The 10,076-nt window shown below is 38.2% G+C and carries 9 protein-coding genes and 1 tRNA gene; 7 read left to right on the forward strand and 3 right to left on the reverse strand.

The window, feature by feature from the left end:
- Positions 1–81: 81 nt before the first annotated feature.
- Together LC095_RS25190 and LC095_RS25195 are read left to right on the forward strand one after the other, a co-directional pair.
- Positions 82–1,206 carry an ROK family transcriptional regulator gene (locus tag LC095_RS25190; RefSeq protein WP_226530704.1) on the forward strand — a complete coding sequence of 375 codons (1,125 nt, stop codon included), beginning with the start codon at positions 82–84 and terminating at the stop codon, positions 1,204–1,206.
- Between the two features lie 263 nt (positions 1,207–1,469).
- Positions 1,470–2,135: a hypothetical protein gene (locus LC095_RS25195; RefSeq protein WP_226530705.1), complete on the forward strand. Its 666-nt coding sequence runs from the start codon at positions 1,470–1,472 to the stop codon at positions 2,133–2,135.
- A 251-nt stretch (positions 2,136–2,386) separates the two neighbouring features.
- On the opposite strand, the gene LC095_RS25200 is transcribed toward LC095_RS25195, so the two are convergent.
- The gene (locus LC095_RS25200) at positions 2,387–3,988 is read right to left on the reverse strand and encodes an MDR family MFS transporter (protein WP_226530706.1); all 1,602 of its coding nucleotides are present in this window, start codon (positions 3,986–3,988) and stop codon (positions 2,387–2,389) included.
- Between the two features lie 395 nt (positions 3,989–4,383).
- On the opposite strand from LC095_RS25200, the gene LC095_RS25205 reads away from it, so the two are divergent.
- Complete coding sequence (locus LC095_RS25205; RefSeq protein ID WP_226530707.1) at positions 4,384–4,653, forward strand: hypothetical protein; 270 nt, start codon at positions 4,384–4,386, stop codon at positions 4,651–4,653.
- A 78-nt stretch (positions 4,654–4,731) separates the two neighbouring features.
- Here LC095_RS25205 and LC095_RS25210 read toward each other — a convergent pair whose 3' ends face one another.
- The gene (locus LC095_RS25210; RefSeq protein ID WP_051475632.1) at positions 4,732–5,040 is read right to left on the reverse strand and encodes a hypothetical protein; all 309 of its coding nucleotides are present in this window, start codon (positions 5,038–5,040) and stop codon (positions 4,732–4,734) included.
- Between the two features lie 312 nt (positions 5,041–5,352).
- On the opposite strand from LC095_RS25210, the gene LC095_RS25215 reads away from it, so the two are divergent.
- Positions 5,353–5,426 (forward strand) — tRNA-Gly (locus tag LC095_RS25215).
- A 110-nt stretch (positions 5,427–5,536) separates the two neighbouring features.
- Here the strand turns inward: LC095_RS25215 and LC095_RS25220 are convergent.
- Entirely contained in the window at positions 5,537–6,199 is a 663-nt protein-coding gene (locus LC095_RS25220) for a B3/4 domain-containing protein (RefSeq protein WP_226530708.1), read from the reverse strand.
- Between the two features lie 91 nt (positions 6,200–6,290).
- Between LC095_RS25220 and queG the strand changes: the two genes are divergently transcribed.
- The 3 genes from queG to trmL all read left to right on the forward strand — a co-directional run bounded on the left by queG (position 6,291) and on the right by trmL (position 9,246).
- Positions 6,291–7,436 carry a tRNA epoxyqueuosine(34) reductase QueG gene (queG, locus tag LC095_RS25225; RefSeq protein WP_226530709.1) on the forward strand — a complete coding sequence of 382 codons (1,146 nt, stop codon included), beginning with the start codon at positions 6,291–6,293 and terminating at the stop codon, positions 7,434–7,436.
- Positions 7,437–7,798: 362 nt separating this feature from the next.
- A complete protein-coding gene (locus LC095_RS25230; RefSeq protein ID WP_226530710.1) occupies positions 7,799–8,695 on the forward strand; it encodes an amidase domain-containing protein in 897 nt (298 codons plus the stop codon).
- 68 nt (positions 8,696–8,763) lie between these two features.
- Positions 8,764–9,246, forward strand: coding sequence for a tRNA (uridine(34)/cytosine(34)/5-carboxymethylaminomethyluridine(34)-2'-O)-methyltransferase TrmL (gene trmL / locus LC095_RS25235; protein ID WP_102228173.1), 483 nt, complete (start codon positions 8,764–8,766; stop codon positions 9,244–9,246).
- The last annotated feature ends 830 nt before the right edge of the window (positions 9,247–10,076 follow it).

A 10,076-nucleotide genomic window follows, 5' to 3' on the forward strand; every position in this document is an offset into this window, starting at 1 on the left:
TTGTAAAGGTTTTTATGATATATTTTAATTAATTTAAATAAAGTATTTTTATAAAAACGTTTTGTTTAATGGGGTATTCATATGGATCAAAGCATCACACTTAAAGATGTTAAAAAAAGCAATTATTCATCGATCTATCATCTTATCTATCAAAATGGAAAGCTTTCAAAGCAGGAAATCGCGAATCAGTTACGTCTGAGCTTACCAACTGTCACTCAAAATCTAGTTCGTTTAGAGAAAGAAAAACTAATTGAAAAAAGCGGACAGTTTGAATCGTCGGTGGGAAGACGAGCAACTGCTTATGCTATATGTCCTCAAGCCCGAATCAGCATTGGCGTAGAGATTCAAAAGAAAAAAGTGAGAATATTGGCGATCGATTTGCTTGGCGGTACTTTTCAGAAAACAGAGCTGCCACTGGCCTATGCTAATGAAGAAAGCTACTATAAGGAGTTAAGCTATAAAGTTCAGTCCTTTATTTCAGGCCTTCAAGTAGAAAAGGAACAGGTTCTAGGTATCGGGTTTTCAGTACAAGCTCTAACCTCAATAGATGGGCAAAGCATCACTTATGGAAAAATCTTAAATTCTACCGGCGTAAATATTCATGTTTTTACAAAATATCTCGATTATCCTTGCATGTTTGTCCATGATGCAAAGGGAGCAGCAACAACTGAGCTATGGATGAGAAATGATATTGGTGATGCCATCTATTTATCGATCGGGATGCATCTAGGTGGAGCCATCATCTTGAATGGTCAAATTGAGATGGGGAAAGAGGGCCATAGTGGTACAGTTGAACATATGACAATTGATCCTAACGGTCCATCATGTTATTGCGGGAAGAAAGGATGTATGGAGACCTATTGTTCAGTTACCGCACTTTTAGAAGAGGATGAATCTTTAGATGGTTTCTTTCAACAACTTCGTTCAGGTACACCTTCCTTTGTTGAAAGATGGAACGCTTTTTTAGACCACCTAGCCTACTCTATCAACAACATTCATCTAGTCATTAACAGAGAATTTATTCTAGGCGGGCATATTTCTCCTTATTTACAGCAAAGTGATGTAGACCTTCTGCATGAAAAAATCAATGAAAAAACAGCTTTTCCAAGTAAAGACCCGTTCATCCATATCAGCCGTTCACCGGAAAATGGAGTTCCAATAGGTGCAGCAATTCCGTTTATTAAGGGGTTTTTGAGTGCGATATAATTGTGACTTCAACTAATTTAGTTGAAGTCTTTTTAATTAGGTTGATTGGAGGCGGATATGCGAGACCCCGCAAGCTCCTGCGCTGAGGAGGATCACCGCCCACTCACGGAAAGCGAGTAACCTGGAGCTCCAATTAACCAGCACGACACTTATTACAAAACCATGTTAAATCTTACAACTAATGCAACTTTTCTTCAAAACAGTTGATTTTTCTTCCAAATGTATTACGATATACGAAGGGTCATTAGAAAGGATGTCAAAAATTGAGAAATAAAATCATACTAGGATCTATTGCTATCATAATAATTGGTGTTAGTTTGTATTTGTTAAATCCTTCTAAAGATAATGAAGAGTTAACGACTGAAGGTTCGACAGAGGCAGAAGTGGAAACAATGGCTGAAGTAGATGGAGAGGTAAAAGCTGCTGCTGAGGCATTGAATGAAGAAGAAGCAAAAGAGCTTGTAGCCAGCCAATTCGAATATTTCCAAGAAATCGTCAATGGTTCTTACTTTGTAAATGCAAGAAAAAATGGACCACAAGATAATTATTCAGATAGTTGGGTTTCAGAAAGTGTTAAGGAAGAGCTGCATCAGCGTGCAGTGGAAATTGATGAACTTTTACCTGAACAAGCCAGTGATTCAATAAGCCAAGACCTGTTACAGGTTTTAATACAAATCAACCAAGCTTCTAGTCCTTTCGAGAGTCAGAAGAATATATACCGTGTTTACAAAACTCTTCTTGAACTTCATATTATTTTAAATGATTATACACTCGAAGAAGGAATGTTCGATCCTAAAGAAGATTGGGACCAGGTGTTCAATCAAACTGAGGAAGAAGAAGAAATAAAAAGTGAAGCAGAACTACAGGCAGACCTTGAAAAAGCCGCAGCTGCAGGAGCAGATGTGGAAGTAGAGACAAATGAGGAATAAAACGATAGATAAGTAAGGGGTCTGACTGTGGAGGTCAGACTCTTTTTAATGGATTTGCAAAATAAAATGAGAATTTGCAAGAAGGTGAGTGAACTTACAAATATAGTTTGAAAGGTGCAAAAAAGTTGGGGGAATCTGCAAAAATTCCACATTACTCCTGCTTACAGGGTTTGAAACTGCATAAACAGATATTTATGCTAAAATTGGCCGTAAAAAGAGGATGTGCAACCCGCACATCCTCTTCTGCTAGTTTAAGATCTCTCAACTTCGACTTCCTGATTCTCTTCCTCATCATTATTAGTTGTTCTGAGAGGAATTTCCTTTAAGAAAAGTGTCACAATAAAGGCCAATCCGATAATACCTGCACTTACAGTAAAGACAGTTGTTAATGAAGTGTTTAAGGCTTCTTTTAACACTTGAATAAATTGTTCAAAGAATGGTGCCACGTCAGCAGGTAATTCTGATTGAATGCTTTCTAGTTTTTCAGAATCCATTAATACTTGTGGATTTTGCAGTTGTGACATTGTTTCAGCCATTTCCGGCGGTGGGGTTGGAGCATTTTCTACTTGTGTAGTAGACGAAAGCTCATTCGCCATCTTGTTCCCCATCACAGAACCGAGTAATGCAACACCAACGGTTCCACCAATCTGCCTGAATGTTTGCATAGCAGAGGTTGCAACTCCAAGATATTTATGACTGACCGCATTTTGGACAGTAATATTAAAGACAGGCATGTTGACTCCAAGGCCAATTCCGACAACGATTAGTTGAAGGATTAATCTTGTTAGGGACGATTCCACCTGTAATGTGGAATTTAGAATTAAGCCGATTGCCATGATGATTAAACCAAGTAAAGCAAAGATTTTATATTTCCCTGTTTTTGTGATTAAATTACCGACAAGGATACTTGATGAAACCATCGCAATGGTCATGACCATCTCAACAAGGCCCGATACTGTTGCTGATTCGCCTTGTACCCCTTGAACGTAAAAAGGAACATACATGATCGTTCCGAACATGCCCATACCCATCAGCATCCCCGCAATATTTGAAACGGTGAAAACACTGTTTTTAAAAAGATAAAGCGGCAGCACAGGACTTTTTACTTTTAGTTCAATAAAGATAAAGGCAAGTAAGGAGATAAGTGTTAATGAAAATAAGCCTATGATTTGAAAGGATGCCCATTCAAATTTATCTCCAGCCCAAGTGAAGCCTAATAATAATGAGACAATCGTAATTGTTAATGTAATAGATCCAAGAAAATCAATTGGTTCTTTTTCTTTTGCTTTTTGTGAAGGGTATAGTTTCAAGATTAAGGCAAACGCGAAAAAACCAATTGGGAGGAACACCCAAAAAATCCAATGCCAATCGAAGTTATCAACAATATAACCGCCGAGAGTTGGTCCAAATAAGCTTGATAATCCAAACACAGCACCAAGTAATCCCTGCCATCTTCCCCGTTCACGTGGGCTGAATAAATCACCAACTGTTGTAAACGCAGAAGACATGATCATCCCGCCGCCAAATCCTTGAAGACCGCGATACATAATAAGTTGAATAATATCATCAGAAGTTCCGCATAAAAATGCGCCGATCATAAAAATTCCAATACCGATTAAAATAAAGATTTTTCTTCCGTAAATATCGGAAAGCTTACCAACTAACATCGCCGTAATTGTTGAAGTTAACATATAGACGGTGAAAACCCAGTCAAAGTACTCCATACCCCCGATTTGAGAGACGATTTTTGGTAAAGCTGTCCCGACAATTGTCATATTCACAGCTGCAAAAAACATTGCAGACATGATGGCAATCATAATCAGAACCTTTTGCCTGTTCTCCAAATGTTCCATAACATTCCTCCTCTTTCCCCTTTAAAAAGATAGTGTACCTTACGTAAGGATGCTCTTAGAGATGTATTTTACCCATAAATATGTATGCATCTTTAAAAATTCATTACCCTAGAATACCGATACTAGAAAAAATTGTTCATGAAGTCAACTATTATTTTCGGAAAGTATATAATTTTCTACTTAGTGTAGGTGTCTAGCTCCACCGCCTAGCCCTCGAGGTCATAAGACAATGAACGTCTTCTATTCTAAATCGTCTTATTTGCCCTAGGCTGTTCAAGGCGCTTGCGCTTTTCTAATGAATTTCATCATTTATTCATGTAATAGCTACACGAGCTTACTCCTTTTTCTACTATATAGAATATACATATTAAAAAAGGTAGAGAAGGATGATGAATATGAAGGAAACAGATAAGCTGCGTGAACTTGAACAGAGAATCGATGAATTGGAACAACAACTTGAACATTTTGAAAAATTTCATTCAAATCATCTGGATGAGAATGATGTACGTGTCGTAGTGGACAAGATCTTGATGGAAAAAAAGATTGCGTCACAAGAAGAAATTGACAGTAAAATCTATCAAAGTCATCTGCAATTAATTAAATGGATTATCGCGACGGGAATTAGTATAGGGGCAGCCATTTTAGGTATGTTTCAATTTTTTTAACAAAACTGCCAAGAAACGCTTGCCTCCAATATTAATGAATGCAACCGTCTCCCGCAGTCAAAAGTTCAAAAATCTATATCAGTAGTAATAGTACCCACGAAATGGACCATCATTATTGTTAAGAACAGCTCCGCCGAGAAGACCTGCGCCAAAGCCTAAAAGACCTGTCGTAAGCGGATTTAATCCATAACCCCCAAAACCCGGACCATATCCTGGGCCATAGCCATACCCCGGGTAGCCGCCACCGCCAAAACCATATCCAGGGTATCCATATCCGGAACCAGGATAGCCTTGACCAGCATTATAACCATAACCTGCTCCCGGATAGTTATATCCAGGGCTTCCATAGCCACCACCAAATCCAAAGCGTCCATTTCTATATCTCATGCTACCATCCTTCCCAAATGTTAATGATTTACTCTGTACTATATGTGAAGATCGGGAAATCGGGGAATATGTTTAGGAAGAATGGGCATCAGTTTAGATATTGTCTATTAATGAAGGAAAATGTAGAAAAGAAACATGAATAAAAAGTATAAAAAAGGTAATAAATTAATAAAAAACGCTTGATTATTTATGAGACAAGACTTATACTTATAAAGTAACTTTTTACGACTGTTATCGACTTGTTTCGACAAAATTCTTCAATAATCTTGTTGATTTTTGAAAGATGATTTGTTATAATAAATTACATGTTTTGCGGGTGTAGTTTAGTGGTAAAACCTCAGCCTTCCAAGCTGATGATGAGGGTTCGATTCCCTTCACCCGCTCCATACATATTGCTTACAACGCAGTGTCTCGTTTCTTAGATAAACGATGCATTGCGTTTTTTAATTGTAATAAAAAGGAACTCCCCTTAATAAAGAGTTCCTTTATAAATAAACTAAATAATTTGATAAGACGCAGTGCCACCATGTATTTGTGTAAACATTGTAGACAATGCTTGTAAAAGCTGATCAGCTTCATTATGAGGCATGGATGGCTGTAAATAAACGATATGAAGGGCATTAGTTGTAGCAGTTGAAACAGCAGATCTTTTTGAATCAACATAAGGGCTGCCAAATGCTCCTTCGTTATCAGATGATAGTAATTTTTTCGTTAACTGAACGTCCCGTTCGTTCATTGCTATATAGGAATCGTCTTCAGATCCGATTTTGATTGTTATGTGACCTGAAAGCTTGTCCAGATCATAAACTCCTAGTGGGATGCGATACTGTAACGAAAGAAAATTATTTAAATCTACAGCAGAATTAACAGGCTGAAGAAATTGCTGTTTTTGAACGCGACGATATAGTGCCTCATTTGATGGACGATATCGATTTGGATCTGTTCCGATGGATTTGAAAATTTTCCTCCATTCAAGAATCGCAGGGATCTCAGTCACTTTTTTATCTTCATAATCAAAGAAAAGAGATTCTTGAAACAATTGTAATCTCCCTTTTAACATTTGTGGGGAGTCTCCTACCTGGATATCTTGATAGTGCACAATAGCTATTTTAAAATCAGGAATGAGCTGTTTTAATTGGTCCTGAACCGTAATTTCCATCATTTTATACCTCCACAATATAGTCTAGTTATTTTACCATAGTGTGAGTGGATGTTTCTGTATATAAGTCTTTAGAAAGGAGGGCAAGACAATGAACATCGAACAATTGAAAAAAGAAGTGATTGAATACAGTAAACAGATCGGTATTGATAAAATCGGATTTACAACTGCGGATATGTTTGAAGAACTAAAGCAGCGTCTAGTAACCCAACAGGAACTGGGCTATCAATCAGGCTTTGAGGAATCAGATATTGAAAAACGTGTGAATCCAATAAAGTTGCTGCCAAAAGCAAGCTCGATTATATCCATTGCGTTGGCCTATCCTTCCAAAATGCAACATGCTCCCAGAAGTACGAAAGAAGACCGCCGGGGTATTTTTTGCCGTGCATCGTGGGGAAAAGATTATCATGATGTACTACGTGATCGCTTGACGAAATTAGAAGCTTTTATAAAAGAGAAGCTGCCTGATGTACAGATGAAATCAATGGTCGATACAGGTGAACTATCTGATCGTGCAGTGGCGGAACGAGCCGGTATTGGTTGGAGTGGGAAAAACTGCTCGATTATTACACCTGAGTTTGGATCTTATGTCTATTTAGGGGAAATGATTACAAATATTCCTTTTACACCAGATCAACCGATTGAAAACCAATGTGGAAGCTGTACAAAGTGCTTGGATATTTGTCCAACAGGAGCTCTTGTTCAAGGTGGACAGCTCGATTCAACTAAGTGTATTGCGTTCCTCACCCAAACAAAAGGATTTCTCCCTGAACAATATCGAACAAAAATCGGTAACCGAATATATGGTTGTGATACATGTCAAACGATCTGTCCAATCAATAAAGGGAAGGATTTTCATTTTCACGAAGAAATGGAGCCCGATCCTGAAATCGCAAAGCCGAAACTCAAGCCGTTATTAACGATCAGTAACCGGGAATTTAAGGAAAAGTTCGGTCATATCTCTGGTTCATGGAGAGGCAAAAAACCCCTCCAGCGAAATGCAATCCTGGCACTTGCTCATTACAAAGACACAACAGCTCTTGAAGACTTAGTCCAAGTCATGCACAAAGACCCAAGACCTGTCATAAGAGGAACCGCCGCATGGGCCATCGGAAAAATCGGTGACACGACGATGGAACCCGAATTAAGAAAGGCCCTCGAAAAAGAGCAGGATGATGAGGTTAAACAAGAAATTGAAAAAGGTTTGTCTTTTTTAGCTGAAAAAGCGGGGATATAAGGGGGAATTTCTACTTTAACGTAGATGTTTCGCCTTTTTTGTTTTTTTTAGCTTACTTAAAAAGCTATTTGACATGAATAATGCTTTTACCAAGTAACATTTTACAAAGGTTGTTGATTGGAGTGGAAGGTGCGAGACTCCTGCGGGAATGCGTGTTGATGGAGACCCCGCAAGTGCAAAGCACTGAGGAGGCTCCAGAGACCGCACGCGGAAAGCGAGTACTTGCAACGGAAATCAACCCAAATTATTACTGAGCACTTTTTTATAAGCAACAAAGTTTGTGAAAACAGTTAAATCACGACTATTTCCAATCAGTCACTTCATATCCTGTAATAACGACAAAATATGGTGGTGACAAAAACGTGAAACAACAACTTACAAAAATAAGCGAAGCCCGACTTCAAATGCTCATAAATGCTAAACACATAAAAAACGAACGAAATGACCAAGAATTACAAGCAATTGAAAGAAAGCTACAATCTGCTCAAAAAAGAAAAACAGAAATTATCAAAGGAAACTCAAAAATCCAAATCATAAACCTGGAAAAACGAACAGACCATTTTAAAGAAGCAATATACGCCTGTCACAATAAATGGTTACATAAACAGAAAGACCTCTTTTACCTTGAAGAAAGAATCGAATATCGAAAAGCAAGCTTCTATCAAGATGAGCTTGTAGATGATCAATTAGTCACATCTGAAGGAGAAAAAGATATTTCAGATATCCCGGTATCTGAAGAATTGAGAAACAAAGAAACTGATTTTCGTTACGACCGTATGGCTGCTGTACAATATGCCGAACGGTGGTGGAATAGCAGCAATCCTCAATACAAAAACTTTGATGTGAACTGTACGAACTTTATTTCTCAATGCTTACATGCTGGCGGAGCCAGGATGAGGGGCTATCCGAATCGCTCAAATGGATGGTGGATGCAATCGAATAACTGGAGCTACAGCTGGACTGTTGCCCATTCCATGAAGACATTTTTGTCTAATTCCAGAACCGGCTTAAGAGCAGAAGTTGTTTCTTCTCCTGAACAGCTAATGCCTGGTGATGTTATTTGCTATGATTTTCAAGGGGATGGACGGTTTGACCATACAACATTTGTTGTTGCTAAGGATGAAGAGAATATGCCATTAGTAAATGCACAAACTTATAATAGCCGAATGCGCTATTGGGCTTACGAAGATTCAACTGCCTATACACCAAATATCAAATATGCATTTTTTCGGATTCTCGATGATACGAGTTCGAAGTAACAATGGTATAATGACTAGTGGATTAACATTAACAGGGAACACGTATCCCTTTTACAGACTTAGATGAGGTGAAAAAATTGGCTTTACATGTCGTACTATATCAACCAGAGATTCCAGCAAATACTGGAAATATTGCACGTTCTTGTGCTGCAACAAATACAACTCTACATTTAATTCGTCCACTGGGTTTTTCAACAGATGACAAAATGCTAAAAAGAGCCGGATTGGATTACTGGGAATATGTGAACGTTGTGTATCATGATTCACTTGATGAATTATTTGAAAAATACGCATCAGGCGAGTTTTTCTTCTTAACAAAATTCGGTCAACAACCACATACAACCTTTGACTACAGTGATGTAGAAAAAGATTATTTCTTTGTTTTCGGAAGAGAAACAACAGGACTGCCAAAAGACTTAATTCAAGCAAACATGGACAAATGCCTGCGTCTTCCAATGACAGACAAAGTTCGGTCCTTAAACCTGTCAAATACAGCTGCGATCTTAATTTATGAAGCATTAAGACAACAAAATTATCCTGGTCTTACGTAAAAAACAAGGGAGATTCACGTGATACAGATCTTTATAAAAGATCAATCACGTGAATCTCCCTATTTGTGTTCTTATTTTTTTACGCCCGGCTTTGACTCGTAGCCAGCTGTAAAAATTGCCGTAAGGAATGCTAAGCTAACACCTAAAATGAGAATGAAACCCATCGGTTTACCTCCTTGAATTGTTCAAAGTTAAGGATACCTATTATGTATAGTTTCCCTCTTCTAGCTAGTATTATTATAACCCAATCAGAAGTTGATGTGAATGCGTAACCAATTTTTTCGTTAAGGAAATGGGTTGAGTTTTGAAGTTTCTTTCATAAGAGTTGGAAGCGAAAGGGTCGAGGCTATGCGAAATGTCTTGATCAAATGTACAAAAGACAAAAGGAGTGCAGGCGGCCAATTGAAAGTCTTTCATCAGGGGGATGAAAGACAAAAGGAGTGCAGGCGGCTACTTGAAAGTCTTTCATCAGGGGTATGAAGGACAAAAGTAGGGCCGAGATCAAATGAAATGTCTTTCATGAGGAGTATGAAAGACAAAAGTAGGACCGAGACCAAATGAAATGTCTTTCAACAGGGGTATGAAAGACAAAAGTAGGGCCGAGACGAAATGAAATGTCTTTCATCAGGGATATGAAAGACAAAAGTAGGACCGAGACCAAATGAAATGTCTTTCATCAGGGGTATGAAAGACAAAAGTAGGACCGAGACCAGTCAAGTCCTTATTCTTGTGTAAAAGTGTCAACAATGGTTTTCAATTTATTTTAAAAATGTGTATGGTGAGCAAGATTATTTCGAATTTACATTGAGGGGCGGGCGTGATAGCCTGGA

Origin of the sequence: Metabacillus niabensis, from assembly GCF_020524345.1 — a bacterium.
Taxonomy (GTDB): domain Bacteria; phylum Bacillota; class Bacilli; order Bacillales; family Bacillaceae; genus Metabacillus; species Metabacillus niabensis_B.